We start from the raw sequence: 22,757 nt of genomic DNA, 5'->3' as shown, positions 1-22,757 counted from the left end.
AATCGGCCTGCCCAGAACGGCGCTGCCCGGTCGTGCAGGTCGCCGCATCGTGGGGGAGCGCATAATGGCTGCATGGTGAAAGCGCGCGGCTGGTTCCAGAACGTGTGGCCGGTGGCCGTCGGCGGCATGTTCGGCACGGCAGCGAGGGCCTCGATCGAGAGCGCCCTGCCGGTGGTCTCCGGATGGCCCTGGCCGACATTCCTGATCAACCTCGGCGGATCTCTCATGCTCGGCCTGCTCACGGGGCTGCTCGCTCGCGGTGCGAGCGTCGGGTGGCGACGCCTGCTGCGTCTCGGCGTCGGCACCGGGGTCATCGGCGGGTTCACCACCTACAGCACGTTCGTGATGGAGGTCGATATGCGACTTGTGGGAGGCAGCACGACGCTGGCGCTGCTCTACGCGTTCGCCAGCATTCTCATGGGCGTCGCCGCTGCGGTCGCAGGTCTGGTCATCGGGCGAAAGGCGGTGCGGGCATGACCTTCGCACTGCTTGCACTGACGTCGATCGCGGGCGGCGTCGGCTCTGGCCTGCGCTACGTCGTCGACACGCTGGTGACCGGCCGGCGGCTCGAATCATCGCCGAACGGCATGCCGATGGGCACGATGGTCGTCAACCTGAGCGCCTGCCTGCTGCTGGGGCTGCTGACCGGATGGGCGGCAGCCGAGGCTGCGCCGACGGTGGGGGTAGGGTCAGCCGGCGCGGATGTCTCGACGGGAGTGACCGTGCTCGGCGTCGGTCTGCTGGGCGGATATTCGACGTTCAGCACAGCCTGCGTCGAGACCGGTCGTCTGCTGCTTCAGGGCAGGGTGCGGCAGGCGGTGGCCCATGGGCTCGGCATGGTCGCCGGATGCCTCATCGCCGGCATGATCGGCATCGCTTTGGGTGGGCTGCTCGGCTAGCGTCGCCGCCGTTCTGCGGCGAGATGGCGCAGTGTTCGGCTCGGTCGTCGAGCGGGCGAGCGCCGCTCGCAGCGAGGGTTCCCAGTGTCGGCGGGTCGGGCTATGGTGTCTGACATGAACGGGACCCCAGACGACCGCAGCGAGATGTCTCACGATGAGATGTCGCACAGGGGAATGAGCCACGACGCCGTGACCCATGAGACGTCGCACATGCAGATGAGCCACAGCGGCTCGAACCATGAGGGCATGGCTCATGACGGCTCGAACCATGACGGCATGACGGGCATGGGCCCGAAGGCGCACATGCATCATGCAGGGCACGTTCTGCGCTTTCGGCGGCTCTTCTGGATCATGCTCGTGTTGGCGATCCCGACCGTGCTGCTCAGCCCGATGTTTGCCGGCATCTTCGGATACCGTCTGCCCGACGTCGGGTGGGTCACCTGGGTGAGCCCTGCGCTGGGAACCGTCATCTACGGGTGGGGTGGGCGGCCCTTCCTCTCCGGGGCAGCCGACGAGATCCGATCTCGCAGGCCGGGAATGATGCTGCTGATCGCGCTGGCGATCACCGTCGCCTTTCTGAGCTCATGGGGTGCATCGCTGCATCTGCTGAGTCATGAGCTCGACTTCTGGTGGGAACTCGCCCTGCTCGTGGTCATCATGCTGCTCGGCCACTGGATCGAGATGCGCTCCCTGGCTCGCAGCGGGTCTGCGCTCGACTCGCTGGCCGCTCTGCTGCCAGACACGGCCGAGCGCGTGGTCTCGCATGGTGCTGACGGCGCCGAGCAGATCGAAGAGCTGGCGCCGGCAGAGCTGCACGAGGGAGATGTCGTGCTGGTGCGGCCGGGGGGCTCGGTACCGGCCGACGGCGTCGTCATCGACGGCACCGCGAGCCTCGATGAGTCGATGATCACCGGCGAGTCCCGCCCAGTGCGGCGCTCGCTCGGCGACCACGTCGTCGCCGGCACCGTTGCGACGGATTCCGGCTTGCGCATCCGTGTGACGGCAGTGGGGCAGGGCACGGCGCTCGCGGGCATCCAGCGTCTGATCTCCGAGGCGCAGCAGTCCACGTCGCACACGCAGCGTCTGGCCGACCGTGCTGCCGGGTGGCTGTTCTGGTTCACGATCGCCGCGGCCGCGATCACGGCGATCGTCTGGGTCGTCGGCGGGCGGCCTGATCAGGCGGTCGTCCGAGCGATCAGCGTGCTGGTGATCGCGTGCCCGCACGCCCTCGGGCTGGCGATCCCGCTGGTGGTCTCGATCGCCACCGAGATCGCGGCGCGTTCCGGCGTTCTGGTCAGCGATCGGCTCGCGCTTGAGCGGATGCGCACCGTCGACACGGTGATCTTCGACAAGACCGGAACCCTGACGCTGGGAAGGGCAGAGGTTACTGGGGTGCTGCCTTCCGGTCAGGCTGTGTCGAGCCGCCATGATTCGACCGCGGCTGAGAACGCCGTGCTGCTGACTGCGGCATCGGTCGAGCAGAGCTCGGAGCATCCCCTCGCGACCGCGATCGTCGGAGCGGCGCAGCAGCGAGATCTCACGCTGCTTTCGGTCGACGACTTTGTGTCGGCGCCGGCCACTGGGGTCTCTGGCAGGGTGAACGGCCACCGCGTTCGGGTCGGCGGCCCGGGCATGTTGGCCGAGGCCGGGCTCTCCGAGCTCGATGGGGTCGACGGCTGGCGTTCCCAGGGCGCGATCATTCTGCATGTGGTGGTCGACGACAGCGTGGTGGGCGCGCTGCGGCTCGCCGATGCGCTGAGACCTGAGTCATCGCAGGCGGTCGCCGCGCTGCATCAGCGCGGCTGCCAGGTGATGATGCTGACCGGCGATGCACAGGCCGTCGCTGATCATGTGGCCGAAGCCGTGGGCATCGATCGCGTCTATGCTCAGGTGCGCCCGGAAGACAAAGCGGCTCACGTCCGAGACCTGCAGGGCGAGGGCCGTGTCGTGGCGATGGTCGGCGACGGGGTCAACGACGCGCCCGCGCTTGCGCAGGCAGATGTCGGGCTGGCGATCGGCGCCGGAACGGATGTGGCCCGCGGAGCTGCTGACATCGTGCTGGCCGGCTCCGATCCTCGCACAGTGGTCTCGGTCATGGAGCTCTCCAGACACGCGTATCGCAAGATGCGGCAGAATCTGTGGTGGGCCGTCGGGTACAACCTGATCGCCGTTCCTCTCGCTGCTGGGGTGCTCGCTCCGTTCGGTTTCACTCTGCCCATGAGCATCGGCGCGCTGCTGATGTCGGCTTCGACCGTCGTTGTGGCGATCAACGCCCAGCTGCTGCGTGAGCTCGACCTCAGCCCGACGCACCTGTGCGGCCAGACGTCAGGCCCCCACAGCGGTGCCGAAGAGCAGACCGACGGCATAGGTGACGACCATGGTCAGCAATCCCATACCGACGTTGCGCACGACAGCCCGGCCTCGCCTCGCACCACCGAGCGTAGCGCTGACGAACCCGGTGAGCAGCAGCGCAATCGCCACCGCGACAATGGTGACACCGATGCGCACCGACTGATCAAGGGGCAGCATCATCGCGATGAGCGGAATGAGCGCACCAAGGGTGAACGACACGAATGAAGACCCGGCAGCCGCCCAAGGGTTGGTCAGTGCATCGGGATCGATTCCGAGCTCCGCATCGGCGTGGGCACGCAGCGCATCGTGTTCGGTCAGGTCGCGCGCGACCAGCTTGGCCACTTCGGGGGTGACACCACGATCGACGTAGATGCCGACCAGTTCGTCGAACTCTTCGCGCGGCATGGTTTTCAGCTCGTGTCGCTCTTTGGCGAGCATCGCACGCTCTGTGTCACGCTGGGTGCTCACTGAGACGTATTCGCCGCCCGCCATTGAGAAGGCCCCGGCGACCAGTGCCGCGATACCGGAAGCGGCGATCGCCACCGTGTTCGTCGTCGCGCCGGCGACGCCGATGATCGTGCCTGCGACCGAGACGATGCCGTCGTTCGCGCCCAGCACGCCGGCGCGCAGCCAGTTGAGCTTCTCTCCGACCTCTTCGACGTGCTCTTCGCCCTTGTGAAGGGCATGGGTCGATTTCGCCATGGCGGTTCCTCTCGCCGGTGGATTCTGCAGGTGATGACTCTCATGGGATTGTACTGACCGCCGCGGGCCGGCCTGGTGCGCGGCGCTGATTACCGCCGCGCAGATCTGACGGTCGGTATGTCATCGCCATTCATCGTCGCGGAGCCGAACCGCACGTTCTCGATTGGCACTTACAATTATCGTTAAGCATCGATATCATCGTCTTATGGCGATCAAACTCACAGAGCAGGGGCCGATCCGCAGTGCCGACTACGCGCAGCTGTTCCATGCTGTGGCCGATCCCGCTCGGCTGCGCATTCTGCGCCACCTGATGCTCGGCGAACACAATGTGAGTCAGCTCGTCGACCATCTCGGGCTGGCCCAGTCGACTGTGAGCGCACATCTTGCCTGTCTGCGCGACTGCGGGCTCGTTCGGCCTCGTGTGTCAGGACGGTCGACCTACCACTCGATTGTCGCCGAGGGAGAGGTGCGGCGACTGCTCTCGGCCGCCGAGTCGCTGATCGCTGCCGCCGGAGTCGCAGGGCGGCATCCGCATGATCATTCACGCATCGAGCGCAGCGTCGATGCGATGCCTGCGGCGTCGGCGCGAGAGGAGAACTGATGCACGACACGCACACTGCCCCAGACGGCGGAGTCGGCGGGCGTGCCCAGCGTCGCCGTCTCGCTTTTGCCTTCGGCATCACGGCCACGATATTGGTGGCTCAGGCGATTGGCGCGGTCGTCACCGGCAGCCTCGCGCTCACCACCGACACGGTGCATATGCTGGTCGATTCGTCCGGCCTGCTGCTCGCACTGGTCACGGCGCATCTGGTGCTGCGGCCGGCGTCGCCGGAGCGTACTTGGGGGTTCCGCAGACTCGAGGTCGTCGCTGCACTGGTGCAGGCGGGGGTGCTGCTGGCTGTCGGGGTCTATGCGCTCGTCTCGGGTGTGCTGCGGCTCTTTCGGCCGCCTGAGGTGCCGCCTGTCGAGCTGCTCGTCTTCGGTGTCATCGGGCTGCTGTGCAACATGCTCTCGATCATGGTGCTGGCCGGTGGTCGCGAGTCCAGCTTCAACATGCGCGGCGCGTTTCTCGAGGTGCTCAACGACGCACTGGGGTCGGTCGGTGTGATCGCCGCGGCCGTCGTCATTTGGGCGACCGGCTGGCAGCAGGCGGATGCGGTGGCGGGGCTGTTCATCGCGGTGCTGATCGTTCCGCGTGCGGTCGTTCTGCTGCGCGACACTGTGCAGGTGCTGATGGAGTTCACCCCGAAAGGCCTCGACCTCGCCGATGTGCGGCGGCATATTCTGTCTGTCGATCACGTGCGCGAAGTGCACGATCTGCATGCGTCGACGATCGCGACCGGCCTGCCGGTGCTCTCGGCGCACGTCGTCGTCGACGACCAGTGCTTTCGCGATGGGCATGCGCCGCTGATTCTCGAAGAGCTGCGCGACTGTCTGTCGCGGCACTTCGACATCTCGATCGAGCATTCGACGCTGCAGATCGAGACCGCCGGGGTGAAGGCGGGCGAGACGCTGCACCACGAGTAGGGGCTGAGTAGTGGAATGCTGACCGGGGTGTCTGCTCTCCACGGATCGCGCGAAGATGCGGCGTTCTGGCGTGCTCTGTGCCTGCGCTGATTGTCTCAGTGTCCGTGTCGGTTGTTCGGCGCCTGCGCTGAATTGCCCAGTACCTCCGTCAGTTGCCCGGTGCCTGCACCGATTGCTCGGCACCGCCACGGATTGGACGAAAGCACCGTGTTTTGGTGCGAACGGGGTCTGCCCCGGCCAATCGACGCAGGTGCCTGCCTGTCTGGCGGTGGCGCGAGCCGGCAGGCTGAGCTGCAGCGGTGTGGCGCAGGCCGCAAGATGGTGCAGCAGCGTGAGGTGTGCGGGCGGGCGCTCCGGTGACGTCGGCTTGGGCCAGCATGTGGGTGCTGCGGTCGTGTGAAGCATCCTGACGCGCAGACTTCACAGCGATTGCATAAAACTGACCGGTCAGTATAAAATCGCAACCAGCACAACGACGTCGGCTGCTGGCGCCGTAGGCGCCATCTGATCGACACCATGAGACAGAGACGAAGGTGGCATACGTGCAGCACGCAGACGTGAGCGAAGACTCCCGCGCAGAGCATAGGCGGGATCTGTCGCGCGACGCTGACGGCAGTGCCGGCTCTGTCGACCTGGCCACGCGGCCCATTCGGTCTCTGGCGAACTCTGACGGCGCCCCACTGGTCGAATACCGAGCTGCAGAACTGCGCACGAAGCGCGGGCAGGTCTACGGCCCCTTGAACTTCGTGTCGAGCACTCGCTTCGTCGTGCTGCTCGGCAACAGGGGCGACGGCCGCACTGCGCTGCAGCTCTGCGCCGCCGGGCGCATGCATCCCAGCGCCGGTGAGATTCTCACCGAGGGCATTGACATCGTGAAAGAGGGCCGTCGCGTGCGTCGGCTGACCGGCATCGTGGCTTTTCGCAGCATCGACGACCTGGAACCGCGGGCGAGCATCAGCGATCTGCTGCGTGAACGCACCCGGTGGGCGACGCCGTGGTGGAAGTATGTTCCGCGTTTCACCGAGGAACGCACCGTTGAAGCGCTTCGCCTCGTCTTCGGAGAGATTCCCCTGCCCAGTCACAAACAGCTGGCCGGCGGTCTCACCGAGACGCAGGAGTTTCTCTTCAAAGTGGTTCTCGCGCTGATCGAGCATCCGGAGGTGCTGGTCATCGACGACCTCGATCAGGTTCATGACACCGAGGCGCGCGCACAGATCATCCGTCGGCTCGAGACGCTCAACCGTGGCGGAGTCGGCGTGCTGATGGTTTCGTCCGACGAGCGGGACTTCGAGCTCACCCCGCCCCTGCAGGTCGACCACGAGCTCGTTCGCATCGCCGACATCACCGGTGATCGCGGCCCCCGCGGGCTACGCGAGCGCATCGAGCGTCGCGTCGCCGAGCGACGGGCGTCGGATGCGGTGGCCGGCGAGCAGACCGCCGCAGCCACGAGTCCCGTCGGCGCCGATTCCCCCAGCACGTCTGCGACACAGCCAGATCAGGAGCCTCACGCATGAACATCTTCGCCACTCTGAGCACCGAGCTCAAAAGGTTCTGGCGCGGCAGCCTCACCAAAGTCGCCGTGCTCATCATCGTGCTGTTCCCCCTGATCTACGGGGCGCTCTATCTGTGGGCCTACTGGTCGCCGACCACAAACATGGGGTCGATGCCGGTCGCCCTCGTCAACGAGGATCAGCCCGCTACTACGAGCCAGGGCGAGCAGATCGACGTCGGCAAGCAGCTGGTCGACAACCTGCAGGAGGACGGCAGCCTCGGCTGGCGCGTCGTCGACGCGAAGACCGCTGCAGACGGGGTCTCCGACGGCGACTACTACTTCTCGCTGGTGATTCCCAGCGACTTCTCCAGCACGATCGCAGCCGCTGGAACCGATGCGGCGGCGCCTGCGAAACTGCAGGTGACCTACAACGACGCCAACAGCTACCTGGCCACCACGCTGGGCAAGTCTGCGATGACGAAGGTGCGCGACTCACTCGCACAGCAGACCAGCGAGCAGACCGCGAACGGCCTCCTGGTCGGCATCAACACGCTCTCCGGCGGCATCCACCAGGCGTCTGACGGCTCGGCTCAGCTGGCCGACGGGTCGACGCAGCTGGTCGACGGCTCGGGGCAGCTGGTGGTCGGCATGAACGCCCTCGCCTCCGGCGCGGTGACGCTGAACACGGGAGCGGCCCAACTGGCCACAGGAGCCGACAGACTGGCCGCTGGCACGCAGCAGGCGAAAACCGGCTCGGCTCAGCTGGCCGCCGGTGCGCAGACGCTGGCGCAGGGCACGCAGAAGACCGATTCCGGCGCACAACAGCTGTCTGCAGGCGTACAGAGTCTGTCCCAGAAGTACGACGGGCTCGTGAACGAAGTCAGTGCGGCGAACTCCCAGGTGCAGGCTCACCGCGACACGATTCAGCGAGTCGGGCAGGATGCGCAGACGCTCTCAGACCAGCTGGCCACGCTGAACGGCGGGCCGAACACCCCCGAGACGCAGGCGGCCCTGGATCAGGCGATCGCAGGTCTCAAGGCGATCCAACCTCAGACCGACCAGACGGCGCAGGCGATCGCACGGCTGGAGGCGTTGAAGACTCTGCTCAATTCCAGCGGAAGCTGGCAGCAGATCAGTGGTGATCTTTCGGCTGGGGCCAAGACGCTGGAGGGCCTTCCTGACCGTCTGAACGATGCGCAACAGCAGGTGGTGAACGGTCAGGACGCCATTCACAAAGAGCTCGTGCCCGGTGCCCAGCAGCTTGCCGCAGGCACACAGCAGGTCAACGAGGGCGCGCAGACCCTTGCGCAGAAGGCTGGAGAGCTCTCCGCAGGCGTTGGGCAGCTGAACGACGGCGCCCAGCAGCTCTCAGACGGCGCGACCAAGCTCGCGGGGGGCACCGGCGATCTGGTGACCGGCACGAACAGTGCGAGCAGCGGCGCCAGCCAGCTGAACGACGGCACCCAACAGCTCAACGACGGTGCCCAAGAGCTGTCCGGCAAGCTGTCAGACGGCGCCGCGAAGGCCCCCAGCTTCTCTGACGAGTCTCGTGAGTCAAACGCAAAGGCCACAGCCGACCCGGTGCAGGTCGATGCGAACGAGCACAACCTCGCCTCGGCGCTGGGGCAGGGGTTCGCCCCGATGTTCACCATGCTCGCGCTCTTCGTGGGCGGCGTGATCAACTGGTTGGTGCTGCGCCCGTTCCCGAAGCGTCCGATGGCCAGCAACGCCAGTGGGTTCCGCACGGTGATGGCAGGCTTCGCTCCGGCGATCATCATGGGCATCGCGCAGGCGGTCATCCTCTTCGTGGTGCTGCAGCAGGTTTTGGGGCTCGATGCACAGCATCCGGTCTGGCTGGCGCTGTTCATGGTGCTCGTCTCGCTCAGCTTCCTCGCCCTGCAGCAGATGCTCATCATCGTGTTCGGAAGCGCTCCGGGCCGTGTCGTGAGCATCATCCTGCTGATGCTGCAGCTGACCTCGGCTGGCGGCACCTACCCGATCGAGACCACGCCGGCGTTCTTCCAGGCGCTGCATCCGTACATGCCCGGAACGTATGCCATTGAGGGCATGCGCCAGCTGACCGTCGGCGGCATCGACGGCCGGATGACCGGCTGCATCGGGTTCCTGCTCGGCATGCTGATCGTCGCGCTCACGATCAGCTCTATTACTGCGGCCAGGCAGAAGGTCTGGAACATGACCCGGCTGCACCCTGAGATCGAGGTCTGATGCATCACTCGAAGACCCGAGACGCCATCCTGCGCGCAGCCGTCGAGCTCGCGGCGAGCCAAGGCATCAGCGGCACCTCGATGGATGCCATCGCCGAGACGGCCGGAGTCGCCAAGGGCAGCCTGTACTACAACTTCAAGTCGAAGGATGCGATCTTCGAAGAACTCGTTCACACCGGGCTCAACGACTTGGCGGAGTACCTGGAGCGCTCGCGCGCGCAGCTTCGCGGGGGCGCAGCGCTGGCCGCCATGATCCACGAGATGTTCGGCATTCTGCAGCGGCGTCCGCAGATGGCGAAGATCCTGGCCGCAGAGCTGTTCCGCACCGATCGCTCCTGGGCAGACAGCCTGATGCTGCTGCAGCGCGGCATCGTCGAGCAGTTCCATGAGTGTCTGGTCGAGGCCTGGGACGACGAGGCGTCGGCGGATGCTCCGCTCACCTCGATCTCGGCATCCGGCGTCTTCGGCATGGTGCTGTTCGCCGGCATCGGCTGGCTGAGGTTCTTTCCGGAGCGAACGCTCGACGAGGCGACTCGGGCCACGCTGCTCACCCTTGCCGTCCCGGGCATCGATCAGCGGCATCCCGATGCCGGCAGCGGGGCTCAGCGAGGCCAGAGTCACGGCTGCTCACACGATGTCGCACCCCGACCGTAGAATCGAGCAGATGCCACTCACGTCAGAAGACCCCAGCTCCGACCACTCGTCGAACCGTCGCCCGCGGCCAGCGAAGGGCGCAGCCGACACCCCTGACGCCGATCAGCAGCTCGTGCGCGGGCTGAACCCGCAGCAGCGTGAGGCCGTGCTCTACTCGGGGCAGTCACTGCTGATCGTGGCTGGTGCGGGGTCGGGCAAGACACGTGTGCTCACCCACCGCATCGCGCATCTCATCGCCACACACCGAGCCTGGCCCAGCCAGATTCTGGCGATCACGTTCACGAACAAGGCCGCCAACGAGATGCGCGAGCGCGTGGGGCAGCTGCTGGGCGGGGCTGCCGAGGGCATGTGGATCAGCACGTTTCATTCTGCGTGCGTGCGCATCCTCAGACGCGAGATCTCAGAGCTGGGGTACAACTCCAGCTTCACCATCTACGACACACACGACTCACGCGTGCTGCTCAAACGGCTGATCAAAGAGCGACATGCCGACACCGAGGGTCTGACTCCGGCTGCGGCACAGCACCGCATCTCACAGCTGAAGAACGAACTGCGCGACGCCGACGATCTCTCCCGCGACTCAGGCAGCCGCAGCCCGGTCGACGAAGCGCTGATCGACGTCTTCCGTGCCTACGATCAGGCGCTGCTGCGCGCGAATGCACTGGACTTCGACGACATTCTCGTGCAGACGGTGCACCTGTTCGAGGCATTTCCCGAGGTGCGGCGACGCTACCAGCACAAGTTTCGACACGTGCTCGTCGACGAGTACCAAGACACCAACAAGGCACAGTACGAGCTCATCCGCCTGCTGACGACCTCAGCCGACGGCACCGGTCCGGCGACCGCTCCCCGCCGAACCGAGCCGCGCATCCTCACGGTCGACGGCTCGACTGCGACCGAGCAGACGGGCGTGCGGCAGAGCAGCGAGGCGGCGGCCAGCTTCGGCGGCCCGCAGCACGTCGAAGCACCGACCCTGACGGTCGTCGGCGACTCCGATCAGTCGATCTATGCGTTTCGCGGCGCCGATATGCGCAACATCGTCGACTTCGAGAAAGACTTTCCCGGCACGCACGTCGTGCTGCTCGAGCAGAACTACCGATCGACCCAGCGCATCCTGAGCGCCGCCAATGCGGTCATCGGCAACAACTTCGACCGTGCTGAGAAGAATCTCTGGAGTGCCCTGGGCGAGGGCGAGAAGATCACCGCCTACGCGGGCTACACGGCTCACGACGAAGCCCAGTTCGTCGCCGACCGCATCGACGATCTGCACCTGGACGGGCTCGACTACCGAGACATCGCCGTCTTCTACCGCACCAACGCGCAGACTCGAGCGCTCGAAGAGATCTTCGTGCGCGCCGGTATCCCGTATCGACTCATCGGCGGCACCAAGTTCTACGATCGCGCCGAGGTGAAAGACGCGCTCGCATATCTCGTGGCGATCGCCAACCCGGTCGACGAGCTCTCGGTCAGGCGCATCCTGAACGTGCCCAAACGCGGCATCGGCCCCACCACCGAGCAGCGGCTGATGATGTTCGCCGAGCAGCAGCGCATCGACCTGCCCACAGCGCTCACACGCGCCGAAGAGATCGGGCTGGGGCCCAAAGTGACGCAGGCGATGAGCGCGCTCGGCGGTGCCATCGTCGAGGCCCGCACCGCTCTCGCGGAGGATCGTCTCGACGAGGTGGTCGGCCGGTTCTTCGAGCATATCGGCATCATCGAGGTGCTGCGCAGCTCGCTTGACGCTCAGGATCAGGCCCGTGCCGAGAATCTCGAGGAGTTCCTCGCCCAGCTGACCGACTACGTCGACAAGCATCCCGACGCGAGCATGGTCGACTTTCTCACCGAGGTGCAGCTGACCGCAGCGGCCGACGACCTCGACGACGAGTCGGGCACCGTGTCGCTGATGACTCTGCACACCGCCAAAGGGCTGGAGTACCCGGCCGTGTTCATCACCGGGCTCGAAGAGGGGCTGCTGCCGCATCAGATGTCGATCGACGAGATCGGCGGCCTCGCCGAAGAGCGGCGACTGTTCTACGTGGGCATCACGCGAGCCCGCCGTCGGCTCTTCCTCAGCCTGGCGATCAACCGCACCGTGTTCGGTCAGACCCGCGACCAGCTGCCGAGTCGCTTTCTCGACGAGATTCCGAGCGAACTCATCGACTGGCGGCAGCATCCCGACGAGATCGGGGCGAACCGTCGGGGCATCAGCTGGGGAGGCAGCCAGCGCGCCAGCGACGACGATGACTTCGAGACCGGCGGGGGATGGGGCGGGGCCCGCAGTCGCGACAGACGACCGAAGCGCAGCGGCGCCACACACGCCTGGGCCAATGAGATCGGCGTCGGCTCGACGCCGAAGACCGAACTGCACCTGGCCGCAGGCGACCGCATCAGGCACAAGAGCTTCGGCGAGGGCACAGTCGAAGAGCTCACCGGAAGAGGTGCGAAGCAGGTGGCTGCAGTGCGCTTCGACTCAGGGCAGCGCAAGAAGCTCGTGGTCGCCCTTGCCCCGATCGAGGCACTGTGAGACGGTGCGCACTCGGCGAGACGGGTAACCTGTTCTGGTGCTGAGACGTCGACTTCGCGAGATCGCCCCGGTGAGCGTCGAGCCGCTCACCCTGCTGCTGGTCACGTTCCTGCCACTGCTGGTCGTCACCACCGCCATGTGGATCTTCGACGACGGTCTGCGCACCTCCTGGGGTGGTGCCTGGTCGCTGGCTGTGCGCGTGTGGCTGCTCGGCTTCGGCGTGCCCAGCGAGGTGACCGCAGGCGCGCTCGCCGCACCCGGCACCATCGGCTCGTATTCGTTCACGCTGATGCCGCTGGGCGTGCTCATCGGTGCCGTGTGGGCGAGCTGGCGCAGCGGAAGCCGCACCGCTCAGGCAGGGCCGCTGCCCACCGTGTGGATCGGTTACGCGCTCGTTCTGGCCGTCGCCGTCGGGTTGCTGGCGACCACGGCCTCGAACGCGTCGGCGCGCGTCTCTCTGCTGCCTGCCCTGCTGCTGCCCTGGCTGCTCAACCTCATCGTGTTCGTTGCGGCCACTCTGGTGCATGCGCCTGACTCGCGGCCGGGCGCAGGCGTGCGCGTGCTGCTGAGTCGGCTGCGCGCGTGGACGCACATCGACGAGGTCGTCGCCGGGCCGTTCGTCTGGGCGGCTCTGCGCGGCGCAGCTGTCACGATGGTCGCGCTCGTCGCCGCCGCGACGATCGGTCTGACCGTCTCGGTGCTGGGCAACTGGATGAGCATCGTCGCCGTCTACGAGTCGCTGCACGGCGGATGGACCGGTGTGATCATCATGAGTCTCACCCAGCTGCTCTACCTGCCGAACCTCGTGATCTGGGCGATCGGCTGGGTCGGCGGTGCTGGTATCGCTGTGGGCACGGGCTCGCTGGCCTCACCGCTCGGCACCCTGGTCGCCCCGATGCCGGCCATTCCGGTGCTCGGCGCGATTCCCACTGGTGGCTCTTGGCAGATCGTGCTGTTGCTGCTGCCGGTTCTGGCGGGGTTCGTCGGGGCCTGGTTCGCGCTGCGACCTCTGGCCGCAGAGCTGGTCGGCGGATGGCACGGCTGGCTTGTCGTCGCGGCCAGCGCAGTCGGTCAGGCCGTCGCGACCTGGCTGGTGCTGACGGTGCTGGCTGCGCTGGCGTCAGGCGCTCTCGGCCCGGGGCGGCTGCAGGAGGTCGGTGTGCCGATCTGGCGCATGATCATTCCGGCCGGCTTCGTGGCGCTCGGTGCGCTCATCGCAGCCACAGTTCTGCTGCTCAGGCGACCGGCGCTCGACGAGACTGCGAACCGGTAGGCTGGACAGGTGCTCAGACTCGTCGTGCTCATCTCGGGAGCGGGAACCAACCTTCGTGCGCTCATCGCGGCGCAGTCCAAGCCTGACAGCGGCTTCGAGATCGTGGCCGTCGGAGCCGACCGAGCTGCCGCCGGGCTCGACTATGCCGACGACGCCGGCATCCCGACATTTCGGGTCGACTATCGGGACCATCCCGATCGTGGCTCATGGGGGCGCGCCCTTGCGGCTGCAGCAGACGACTTCCGGCCCGATCTGATCGTGCTCTCGGGACTGATGCGCATTCTGCCCGCCGAGCTCGTCGACCACTGGGCGCACCGCATCGTGAACACGCATCCCGCGCTGCTGCCGAGCTTTCCCGGCGCTCACGCCGTGCGTGATGCGCTCGCCGCCGGGGTCGACGAGACCGGCGCGACCGTGCACCTCGTCGACAGCGGGGTCGACACCGGGCCGGTGCTGGCCCAGCAGAGCGTGGCGATCGTCGCCGGCGACGACGAGACGACTCTGCACGACCGCATCAAGGTCGCCGAACGGCAGCTGCTCGCGCAGACGCTCACCCGCATCGCACACGGCGACATCGACTGTGATGCGGTCGCCGTGGCGACGCAGCCACCGACCTCACAACTTCGAACCCACGATTGAAGGAGACAATCTGATGAGTGCTGGACACAGCGCAGGCGAATACCGCGAACGCGATGTCGTGCCGATCAAGCGCGCGCTGATCTCGGTGTCGGACAAGACCGATCTCGACCGACTCGGTCGTGCGCTGGCCGAGGCAGGCGTCGAAGTGATCTCGACCGGATCGACCGCCAAAGCGGTCGCCGCCACCGGTGCCAAGGTCACCGAAGTCAGCGAGCTGACCGGGTTTCCCGAGTCACTCGACGGTCGCGTCAAGACTCTGCATCCCAAGGTGCACGCGGGCATCCTCGCCGACCTGCGCCTGAGCGACCACGAGAAGCAGCTCGACGAGCTCGGCATCGAGCCGTTCGACCTCGTCGTGGTGAACCTGTACCCGTTCGTGCAGACCGTCGCCTCGGGCGCAGAGGGCGACGACGTGGTCGAGCAGATCGACATCGGCGGGCCCACGCTCGTGCGCGCTGCGGCCAAGAACCACGCCAATGTGGCGATCGTCGTGGACCCGGCCGACTACTCGGCGATCATTGCGTCTCTGCAGGGCGGCACCTCGCTGGCGCAGCGTCGCAATCTGGCCGCGAAGGCCTTCGCCCATACCGCAGAGTACGATCGTGCCGTTGCCGACTGGTTCCAGAGCAACCTGGTCAGCCATCCCGAGGCTGAGGGTCGCGTCTGGCCTGAGAGCGTCGGCGTGGCCGGCGAGCTCGGCCACGTGCTGCGCTACGGCGAGAACCCGCATCAGCAGGCTGCGCTCTACCGCGAGCCCCTGGGACACGGCATCGCTCAGGCCGAGCAGCTGCACGGCAAAGAGATGAGCTACAACAACTACGTCGACGCCGATGCCGCGCTGCGCGCTGCATTCGACTTCGAGGCTCCGGCCGTCGCGATCATCAAGCACGCGAACCCCTGCGGCATCGCGGTCGGTGAGACCATCGAAGAGGCGCACCAGAAGGCGCACGCCTGCGACCCGCTCTCGGCCTACGGCGGCGTGATCGCGGCCAACCGCACCATCACTCTGGCCATGGCCGAGACGGTGAAGGGCATCTTCACCGAGGTCGTGGTCGCTCCGGACTTCGAGCCGGCGGCGCTTGAACTGCTCGAGACCAAGAAGAACATTCGCCTGCTTCGTCTGCCGGACGACTTCTCGCGCGACGAGACGATCTTCAAACAGATCTCTGGCGGCCTGCTGGTCAGCGATGCAGACAACTTTCCGGGGCATGTCGACAGCTCGAAGTGGCAGCTGGTCACCGGTGACGAGGTCGACGAAGCCACCCGTCGCGATCTCGAGTTCGCCTGGGCCGCCGTGCGATCGGTCAAGTCGAACGCCATCCTGCTCGCTCACGACGGTGCGTCGGTCGGCGTCGGCATGGGCCAGGTCAACCGAGTCGACTCGGCACACCTCGCGGTGAACCGTGCCGGTGATCGGGCCAAAGGTTCGGTTGCCGCGTCAGACGCCTTCTTCCCGTTCGCCGACGGTCTCGAAGTGCTGCTCGCAGCCGGTGTGCGCGCCGTCGTCGAGCCCGGCGGCTCGATTCGCGACGACGAGGTCATCGCTGCGGCGAAGCAGGCGGGTGTTCCGCTCTACTTCACCGGTGAGCGTCACTTCTTCCACTGATCATCGTCGTCATCTGACTGCACGCCTGTGACCGAGTCCCGCCCAGCACACAAGCCCACCCGGGCTTCGTCTGGGCGGGGCTCGTCGGCGTCCGAGCGGAGCTCATCAGCGTCTCAGCAGGGCTCGTCCATGTCTGGTGGCGCCGCCCGAACCGGCAGCCTGCCGCACGACATTGTGCGTTCGACGCCGCAGGGGGCCAGCATGTCGACGCTGCTGAGGCTGCTGCCCGCGCTGAAACCGGTGATCTGGCGCTACGTGGCCGGGCTGTCCGTCGGCTTCGCCGCCACCGGACTCGGTCTGGCCATCCCACAGGTGATCCGCGCGCTCGTCGACGGGCCGATCAGCGCCGGGCGAGACTCGGGCAGCTCCCGCGGCGTCTGGGTGGCTGCCGGCATCGTGCTCGCGCTCGGCGTGCTGCAGGCCGCCATGTGGTACTCCAGACGCATGCTGCTGATGGGCCCGATGGTCGGTGTCGAGCACCGGCTGCGCACATCGCTCTTCGATCATCTGCTCGATCTGTCGGTATCGTTTCACGATCACTGGGAGTCAGGACAGCTGCTCTCTCGGGCGAGCACCGATCTCAGCCGCATCAGACGCTGGCTGTCGTTCGGTTCGATCCTGCTCGTCGTCAACGTCACGACGGCCGTCGTCGGCATCGTGATCCTCATCGCGCTCAGCCCGCCGCTCGGCGGCATCTTCGCATTGTTCGCCATACCGACAGCCTGGCTCTCGCTGCGCTTCCAGCTGCGCTATCGGGTGCTGACCCGACGCGGCCTCGACCAGGCCGGTGCGCTCGCCACCGAAGTCGAAGAGAGCGTGCAGGGCATTCGAGTCATCACGGCATTCGGGCGCAGCGGCGAGTTCGCCGACCAGTTCATGGACGCCGCACGTCGGCAGCGCGACACCGAGATCGGCAAGGCACGGTCGTTGTCGGGCATCCGCATGTGGCTGTCGCTGCTGCCGCAGCTCGCCTTCGCGGTCTGTCTCGCCGCCGGCGTCTGGCTGGTGCGTGACGGCGCTCTCTCACTGGGCGACGTCGTGGCGTTCTTCGGCACCGCGGCCTTTCTGCTCTGGCCGGTGCGGTCGTTGGGCTTCGCCTTCGCCGACGTCATGGACGCCACTGCTGCCACCGCGCGGGTCTTCGAAGTGCTCGACACGGCACCAGACGTCACCGACCCGGTCGATCCCATCGAGGACGACCCCGACCCGAGTCGCATCGGCGAGCTCCTCTTCGACGACGTGCATGTCGGCTACGGCGACCGCGAGGTGCTTGCCGGTGTCGATCTTCGGATCGCCCCGGGTGAGACAGTGGCTCTGGTCGGTGCCACCGGATCGGGCAAGACGGTCATGGTCGAGCTGGTGCCCCGGTTCATGGACGTCACGGGCGGTGCCGTGCGCGTCGGCGGGGTCGACGTGCGCGACATGACCAGACAGCGGCTGCGTGGGCAGCTCGGCATGGCCTTCGAAGCCCCGCAGCTCTTCTCGGGCACGGTTCGCGAGAACGTACTCGTGGGGTGCCCGGATGCCGATGCCGATCAGCTCGACGAGGCGCTGGCGATCGCTCAGGCGGGATTCGTCTATGATCTGCCCGACGGTGTCGACACCGTCATCGGCGAAGAGGGGCAGAGCCTCAGCGGCGGTCAGCGTCAGCGGCTGGCACTGGCGCGTGCCATCGCAGCCGAACCGCGCATCCTCGTGCTCGACGACCCGCTCTCGGCGCTCGACGTCAACACTGAAGCACTGGTGGAGGCCAGCCTGCGCCGTGTGCTGCAGGGCGTCACCGCGCTGATCGTGGCCCACCGCCCGTCGACCGTCGCGCTGGCCGACCGCGTCGCTGTGCTGCGCGACGGGCGAATCGTCGCCACAGGAAGACACGACGAACTGCTGCGCAGCGACCCGTACTACCGTCAGCTGATGTCGTTGGAGGTGACCTCATGAGCGCAGCCGACGACCAGAATGCGCCGCTCGGCGTCTCGCTCGAGCACCGTACGGCGGTGGACGCGCAGCAGTCACGTCGCCTGCGCCGGCGATCGCTGCGTCTGCTCGCAGAACTCGTGCGACCCGTGCGCGGCCGAGCCATCCTGCTCTCGCTGTGCGTCGTCGTGGCACAGGCCGCAGGCTCGCTCGGACCGCTGCTGATCGCCACTGCGCTCGATCACGCCCTGCCCGCCGCCATCGACGGCAGCCTCGACGAGCTGACTCTGGTGATCTGCGCCTACCTGGCCGCGGCGGTGTGCGAAGCCGGACTGATGCGCATCTTCGTCGTGCAGACTTCGTCGCTCACGCAAGGAGTGCTGCTCAGTCTGCGACGCCGCCTCTTCGTGCACACACAGCGGCTCGGCGTGAGCTTTCACGAGGGCTACACCTCTGGACGTGTGATCAGCCGACAGACGAACGACATCGACAGCATCCGCACTGCGCTCGACTCAGGACTCAACGACCTCGTCACCGCAGTGATGCGCATGCTCTTCATCGCGGTGGCGCTCTTCCTGCTCGACCCGATCAGCGGTCTGGTCGCGGTCGTCGCGCTGATCCCGGCAGCGCTGCTTACCCGCTGGTTTCAGGGAGTCTCGACCAGGCTGTATCGCGAGTCGAGCGAGCGTTCGGCCCGACTCATCGTGCGCTTCGTCGAGGTGCTGCACGGCATCCGAGCGGTGCTGTCGTTCCGCACAGAGCGGCGTGATGCGGCACGCTACAGCAGACTGAGCGCACAGTACGCAGAGGCGAGCCGTCGCCAGATCACCACCATGGGCATCTTCTTCACGCTGCTCGCCCTGATCTCGAACGTCGCGATCGCCGCGCTGGTGGCGGTTAACGGGCTGCGCGTGATGGACGGCACGATCGGCGTCGGGGTGCTGATCGGGTCGGTGCTCTACCTCACCCAGTTCTTCCAGCCGATGGAGGAGATCGGCATGTTCGCGAACACCTTCCAGTCGGCCGCCGCCGCTCTTGAGAAAGTCTCGGGAGTGCTCGAAGAGCAGCCGGCTGTGCGGCCTGCCACCGGCCTGGTCGCCGAAGACCGGGCGCAGGGGCGCATCGACTTCGATGACGTGACGTTCGCGTACACGGGTCTCGGGCCGAGGCGCGGTGCGACCGAACCGGTGCTCTCCGGGCTCGACCTGCACATCCCCGCAGGGCAGACCGTCGCCCTCGTCGGCGCGACCGGTGCCGGAAAATCGACCATCGTTAAGCTGCTCGCCCGGTTCTACGATCCCAGTGCGGGCATCGTGCGCCTCGACGGGCACGACCTGCGCGAGATCCCTGATGCCCAGCTGCGTCGTGATGTGGTGATGGTGACGCAGGAGGCCTTTCTGTTCAGCGGCACGATCGCCTCGAACATCGCGCTGGGGCGGCCTGGTGCCAGCCGCGAGCAGATCGCGGCGGCGGCGGATGCCGTGGGCGCCGATGCCTTCATCCGTGCGCTGCCTGAGGGGTACGACACCCCGATCAGTCATCGCGGCATTCGACTGTCAGCGGGACAGCAGCAGCTGGTCTCGTTCGCTCGCGCCCTGATCGCCGACCCGCGCGTGCTGGTGCTCGACGAAGCGACCAGCTCGCTCGACATCCCGGGCGAGCGCGAGATACAGCTGGGGCTGCGCCGCCTGCTCGCCGACCGCACGGCGGTGATCATCGCGCACCGGCTGTCGACCGTTCGAGACGCCGACCGGGTGATCGTGCTCGACCACGGCGCCATCATCGAAGACGACGCACCTGGCCGTCTGATCGCAGCGGGCGGTGCCTACGCCGATCTCAATCGTCGCTGGCAGGAGTCACTGCAGTAGCACTTGGGCCGTCGTTCCGGGTCGCATCGCGCCCGAGCACGCGGTACGAGACGATCAGCGCGATGCCCAGCGCAGCCGCCGCGACCAGTGCGACTCCCGGCCACCACATCCATCGCAGGGCCAGGCCTGCGAACCAGCCGAGCAGACTCGACCCGGCGTAATAGAAGAGGTTGTAGAGCGAGCCTGCCTGCGCACGCCCCTGCAGCGCGATCGCGCCAACCCAGCCGGAGGCGATCGCGTGAGCGGCGAAGAACCCGGCGGTGAACAGGAGCAGTCCGGCGAGAATCGCCCAGATGCTCGAGAACAGAGTGATCAGGGCCCCGGCGAGCATCATCGCGGTCGACGCGGCGAGCACATGGTGCCGCCCCCAGCGGCCGACGAACGAGCCGGCCATCGACGACGAGAGCGTGCCGACCAAGTAGGCGAGAAAGAGCAGGCTGACGATAGTCTGAGGCAGGTCGTAGGGAGGCTGGGTGAGGCGGAACCCCAGGTAGTTGTACACGGCGACGAACGAACCCATCAGCAGAAAGCCGTTGAGAAAGAGCACGAGCGTTCGCGGGTTGCGCAGGTGGCGTCTTACTTGGACGAAGACCCTTGCATCGGGCAGCAGGTTCGTCGGGCGTCGCCGCAGCGGTACGAAGCCGCGGGAGCGGGGAATGACCGACACGAACACGATCGCGGCAGTTACGCACACCAAGACGACGGCGAGCACGCCGAGCTTCCAGCTGCCGGTGAGCTCGGTGACCGGGCCCGAGATGATGCGGCCCGAGAGCCCGCCGATCGACGTGCCGGCGACGTAGATCGCGCTGGCCTTTGCAGCGGCTCGGCGCGAGACTTCTTCGTTCAGGTAGGCGATCGCGATGGCAGGCACCCCGCCCAACGCACAGCCTTCAAGCAGCCGGAACACGACGATCGGGCCGATCGAGTCGAAGGCGATCGCGCTCAGGGCGAGCACGGATGCGGCGCTGATCGAGCAGACCATGGCCGGCACACGGCCGATGTGGTCGGCGAACGACGACCACGGGATGACGCTGATCGCGATGCCCAGGGTGACCGCCGAGACGGTCAGAGCAGTGCTCGCCTCGTCTGTGCCGAGGGCGTGACTCACCTCGGGCAGGATCGCCTGAAACGAATAGAGCTGGGCGAAGGTCGCAACGCCGGCGCAGAAGAGACCGAGCAGAATGCGGCGGTAGGCACGTGAACCGGGCTCATGACCTGACCACGGCTGGTCGTCGGCGGCAGACTGCGCGTGCGAGCGATCGGACACGGGTGACGTCGCCTCCTTCGGATGCCGGGAGCGGCCGGTGAGCGCAGCCGGCACGGTCACCAGCGTAGACCATGCGCCTGCTAGCATTCCGACCGGGGGAGTCGTCTTGTGATCCCTCGATCGTGCCGATGAAAGGATCCCTGCCATGTCCACTCTGCCTCCGCCGCCTCCTGGCTCGAACCACCCGGGCAGCACCCCTCCCGCGCCGCCGGCTCCTCCTGCAGGCTTCGGCGCGCAGCCCCAGCTCGGCGGCCAGCCCGCGCAGCCACAGTTCGGCGGTCTGCAGCCTCCTCAGCAGCCTGGCTACGGGCAGCAGATGCCGCAGCAGCGTCCGGGTGGCTCGGCGATGGGCGATATGTTCAATCTCGACTTCGGCAACTCGGCGGCCGGCCGCAAGGCGCGCGGAGGCTACCTCATCGTGCTGATCTCGGCGCTGGCAGCTGCGGCGAACACCATCGTGCTGGGCATCATCTACTCGATTCAGCTGTTCAAGACGAGTTCGTCGATCGCTGCCTCGTTCACCGGAGCGAACACGACCGGCGGTATGCTCTTCGGCGTCTACCTGCTGCTTGCCAGCATCATCGGCAGCCTGCTGACCGCAGCCGCCGTGCTGGTGGTCGCTCGAACGATCTTCAGCAACTACGTGCGTCTCAACGAGCGCGGCTGACCAACGAGGTCATGCCGTCTGCGTACTTGGTCACTGAAAGATGATGGTGCGCTGGCCGTCGCGCAGGATGCGCCGCTCGGCGAACCAGGTCACTGCCTGCCGCAGTGTGCGGCTCTCGACGTCTTGGCCGATCGCCCGCAGCTGGGCGGGCGATTTCGAATGATCGACGCGCACCACGTTCTGCTCGATGATCGGGCCCTCGTCGAGGTCAGCGGTCACGAAGTGCGCGGTGGCGCCGATCAGCTTCACGCCGCGCTGGTGGGCCTGCAGATACGGATTCGCACCCTTGAACCCGGGCAGGAACGAATGATGGATGTTGATCGCACGCCCTGAGAGAAAGTCGCAGAGCTCTGGCGAGAGGATCTGCATGTAGCGGGCGAGAACGACCAGCTCGATGTCGTTCTCTTCGACGTACTTCATGATGCGCTGTTCGAACGCATGCTTGTCTTCAGCGCTTTTGATCGGCAGCGAGGTGAACGGCACCCCATAGAACCCGGCGAGATCGGCCAGATCGGGGTGGTTGCCGAACACACGGGGAATCTCGATGTTGGCCTGGCCCGAGTTCTGTCGAAAGAGCAAATCCTGCAGGCAGTGCGCGGCCTTCGATACGAGCACGAGCGTCTTGGTCGGGCGGTCCGACTCGCGCAGCGTCAGATCCAGATGATACTGCTCCACGACCGGAGTCAGCGCGGCGCGCAGCTGGTGCTCGCTCGCCGGCGTGCTGATGCGCAGCCGCATGAAGAAGCGACCCGTGTCGGTGCTGTGGAACTGCTGCGACTCTTCGATGTTGCCGTGAGCGTCGACGATGCCGCCCGTGATGGCGTGGACCAGTCCCGGCTGATCGTCACACGTGATGGTGATGATCCAGTCGTTGTTCGGGGTGCTGTCTGTGTGCTGGGTCACGATGAAAGATCTCCGCTCGATGCTTGACGACAGAGACCAATCGTAGTCGACAGCTGCAGGGGAGAGATCCCTGTATAGAATGGACGCTGTCGCGACTGGCGTTTTTGCAGTCTGCTGCCGAATGCGAATCAGGCGGGTGATCTGTCCGATGAGCATTCTGTGGCGGACTGCGAAATGAGATGGACACCATCGGGGAGCGACACACGGATTGGGCCGCACGCCTGGGCCTCGACAGTCTGCTTGAC

17 protein-coding genes and 1 pseudogene are annotated in these 22,757 nt (G+C 66.6%); 15 read left to right on the top strand and 3 right to left on the bottom strand.

Features of this window, described 5'->3' with window-relative positions; translation table 11 throughout:
* The first annotated feature begins 72 nt into the window (after window positions 1–72).
* The 3 genes and pseudogenes from F8O07_RS09870 to F8O07_RS09860 form a co-directional block, all read left to right on the top strand.
* The gene (locus F8O07_RS09870; protein ID WP_158032030.1) at window positions 73–477 is read left to right on the top strand and encodes a fluoride efflux transporter FluC; all 405 of its coding nucleotides are present in this window, start codon (window positions 73–75) and stop codon (window positions 475–477) included.
* Window positions 474–899, top strand: a complete 426-nt coding sequence (locus tag F8O07_RS09865; RefSeq protein ID WP_158032029.1) for a fluoride efflux transporter FluC — start codon at window positions 474–476, stop codon at window positions 897–899. Before F8O07_RS09870 ends, F8O07_RS09865 begins: the two co-directional genes overlap by 4 nt.
* 114 nt (window positions 900–1,013) lie before the next feature.
* Window positions 1,014–3,203: pseudogene (locus tag F8O07_RS09860) on the top strand (heavy metal translocating P-type ATPase); the annotation flags it as partial.
* Window positions 3,204–3,224: 21 nt separating this feature from the next.
* Here the strand turns inward: F8O07_RS09860 and F8O07_RS10755 are convergent.
* Window positions 3,225–3,953 carry a VIT family protein gene (locus F8O07_RS10755; protein ID WP_225733275.1) on the bottom strand — a complete coding sequence of 243 codons (729 nt, stop codon included), beginning with the start codon at window positions 3,951–3,953 and terminating at the stop codon, window positions 3,225–3,227.
* A 205-nt stretch (window positions 3,954–4,158) separates the two neighbouring features.
* Here F8O07_RS10755 and F8O07_RS09855 point away from each other — a divergent pair, with 205 nt between their 5' ends.
* The 11 genes from F8O07_RS09855 (at window position 4,159) to F8O07_RS09805 (ending at window position 19,675) form a co-directional block, all read left to right on the top strand.
* On the top strand, window positions 4,159–4,554 hold the full coding sequence (locus F8O07_RS09855; RefSeq protein ID WP_158032028.1) for an ArsR/SmtB family transcription factor: 396 nt from the start codon (window positions 4,159–4,161) through the stop codon (window positions 4,552–4,554).
* Window positions 4,554–5,480 (top strand): cation diffusion facilitator family transporter, encoded by a 927-nt coding sequence (locus F8O07_RS09850; RefSeq protein WP_158032027.1) that lies wholly within the window; start codon window positions 4,554–4,556, stop codon window positions 5,478–5,480. Before F8O07_RS09855 ends, F8O07_RS09850 begins: the two co-directional genes overlap by 1 nt.
* Window positions 5,481–6,022: 542 nt before the next feature.
* Window positions 6,023–6,994, top strand: coding sequence for an ATP-binding cassette domain-containing protein (locus F8O07_RS09845; protein ID WP_158032026.1), 972 nt, complete (start codon window positions 6,023–6,025; stop codon window positions 6,992–6,994).
* Entirely contained in the window at window positions 6,991–9,198 is a 2,208-nt protein-coding gene (locus tag F8O07_RS09840) for a YhgE/Pip domain-containing protein (RefSeq protein WP_158032025.1), read from the top strand. The genes F8O07_RS09845 and F8O07_RS09840 overlap by 4 nt, the downstream gene beginning before the upstream one ends.
* Window positions 9,198–9,851 carry a TetR/AcrR family transcriptional regulator gene (locus F8O07_RS09835; RefSeq protein WP_158032024.1) on the top strand — a complete coding sequence of 218 codons (654 nt, stop codon included), beginning with the start codon at window positions 9,198–9,200 and terminating at the stop codon, window positions 9,849–9,851. The genes F8O07_RS09840 and F8O07_RS09835 overlap by 1 nt, the downstream gene beginning before the upstream one ends.
* A gap of 10 nt (window positions 9,852–9,861) precedes the next feature.
* Complete coding sequence (locus F8O07_RS09830) at window positions 9,862–12,375, top strand: ATP-dependent helicase (protein ID WP_192496751.1); 2,514 nt, start codon at window positions 9,862–9,864, stop codon at window positions 12,373–12,375.
* A 37-nt stretch (window positions 12,376–12,412) separates the two neighbouring features.
* Window positions 12,413–13,648, top strand: a complete 1,236-nt coding sequence (locus F8O07_RS09825) for a DUF6350 family protein (RefSeq protein ID WP_158032022.1) — start codon at window positions 12,413–12,415, stop codon at window positions 13,646–13,648.
* 9 nt (window positions 13,649–13,657) lie between these two features.
* Window positions 13,658–14,287, top strand: a complete 630-nt coding sequence (purN, locus tag F8O07_RS09820) for a phosphoribosylglycinamide formyltransferase (protein ID WP_158032021.1) — start codon at window positions 13,658–13,660, stop codon at window positions 14,285–14,287.
* Window positions 14,288–14,300: 13 nt separating this feature from the next.
* A complete protein-coding gene (gene purH / locus F8O07_RS09815) occupies window positions 14,301–15,893 on the top strand; it encodes a bifunctional phosphoribosylaminoimidazolecarboxamide formyltransferase/IMP cyclohydrolase (RefSeq protein ID WP_158032020.1) in 1,593 nt (530 codons plus the stop codon).
* Window positions 15,894–16,022: 129 nt separating this feature from the next.
* Complete coding sequence (locus F8O07_RS09810; protein ID WP_158032019.1) at window positions 16,023–17,831, top strand: ABC transporter ATP-binding protein; 1,809 nt, start codon at window positions 16,023–16,025, stop codon at window positions 17,829–17,831.
* Window positions 17,828–19,675, top strand: coding sequence for an ABC transporter ATP-binding protein (locus F8O07_RS09805; protein WP_158032018.1), 1,848 nt, complete (start codon window positions 17,828–17,830; stop codon window positions 19,673–19,675). The genes F8O07_RS09810 and F8O07_RS09805 overlap by 4 nt, the downstream gene beginning before the upstream one ends.
* Here the strand turns inward: F8O07_RS09805 and F8O07_RS09800 are convergent.
* Window positions 19,644–20,942 (bottom strand): MFS transporter, encoded by a 1,299-nt coding sequence (locus F8O07_RS09800; RefSeq protein WP_225733274.1) that lies wholly within the window; start codon window positions 20,940–20,942, stop codon window positions 19,644–19,646. The two genes, F8O07_RS09805 and F8O07_RS09800, sit on opposite strands and share 32 nt — an antisense overlap.
* A 145-nt stretch (window positions 20,943–21,087) precedes the next feature.
* On the opposite strand from F8O07_RS09800, the gene F8O07_RS09795 reads away from it, so the two are divergent.
* Window positions 21,088–21,609, top strand: coding sequence for a hypothetical protein (locus F8O07_RS09795; protein WP_158032017.1), 522 nt, complete (start codon window positions 21,088–21,090; stop codon window positions 21,607–21,609).
* A gap of 30 nt (window positions 21,610–21,639) precedes the next feature.
* Here F8O07_RS09795 and purU read toward each other — a convergent pair whose 3' ends face one another.
* Window positions 21,640–22,512 carry a formyltetrahydrofolate deformylase gene (gene purU, locus F8O07_RS09790; protein WP_225733273.1) on the bottom strand — a complete coding sequence of 291 codons (873 nt, stop codon included), beginning with the start codon at window positions 22,510–22,512 and terminating at the stop codon, window positions 21,640–21,642.
* Window positions 22,513–22,757 lie beyond the last annotated feature (245 nt).

The sequence above is a fragment of the Pseudoclavibacter sp. CFCC 13796 genome (assembly GCF_008831185.1).
Lineage (GTDB): Bacteria > Actinomycetota > Actinomycetes > Actinomycetales > Microbacteriaceae > Pseudoclavibacter_A.
Note: the sequence above shows the minus strand (reverse complement) of the source record. Positions and strands in the feature narration are given on the sequence as shown.

Bases quoted from the DNA above. Each gene is read 5' to 3' on its own strand.
- F8O07_RS09865 (WP_158032029.1), top strand. From the start codon at position 474: ATGACCTTCGCACTGCTTGCACTGACGTCGATCGCGGGCGGCGTCGGC.
- F8O07_RS09840 (WP_158032025.1), top strand. From the start codon at position 6,991: ATGAACATCTTCGCCACTCTGAGCACCGAGCTCAAAAGGTTCTGGCGC.
- F8O07_RS09830 (WP_192496751.1), top strand. From the start codon at position 9,862: ATGCCACTCACGTCAGAAGACCCCAGCTCCGACCACTCGTCGAACCGT.
- purH (WP_158032020.1), top strand. From the start codon at position 14,301: ATGAGTGCTGGACACAGCGCAGGCGAATACCGCGAACGCGATGTCGTG.
- F8O07_RS09855 (WP_158032028.1), top strand. From the start codon at position 4,159: ATGGCGATCAAACTCACAGAGCAGGGGCCGATCCGCAGTGCCGACTAC.
- F8O07_RS09795 (WP_158032017.1), top strand. From the start codon at position 21,088: ATGTCCACTCTGCCTCCGCCGCCTCCTGGCTCGAACCACCCGGGCAGC.
- F8O07_RS09850 (WP_158032027.1), top strand. From the start codon at position 4,554: ATGCACGACACGCACACTGCCCCAGACGGCGGAGTCGGCGGGCGTGCC.
- F8O07_RS10755 (WP_225733275.1), bottom strand. From the start codon at position 3,953: ATGGCGAAATCGACCCATGCCCTTCACAAGGGCGAAGAGCACGTCGAA.
- F8O07_RS09835 (WP_158032024.1), top strand. From the start codon at position 9,198: ATGCATCACTCGAAGACCCGAGACGCCATCCTGCGCGCAGCCGTCGAG.
- F8O07_RS09870 (WP_158032030.1), top strand. From the start codon at position 73: ATGGTGAAAGCGCGCGGCTGGTTCCAGAACGTGTGGCCGGTGGCCGTC.
- F8O07_RS09805 (WP_158032018.1), top strand. From the start codon at position 17,828: ATGAGCGCAGCCGACGACCAGAATGCGCCGCTCGGCGTCTCGCTCGAG.
- F8O07_RS09810 (WP_158032019.1), top strand. From the start codon at position 16,023: ATGTCTGGTGGCGCCGCCCGAACCGGCAGCCTGCCGCACGACATTGTG.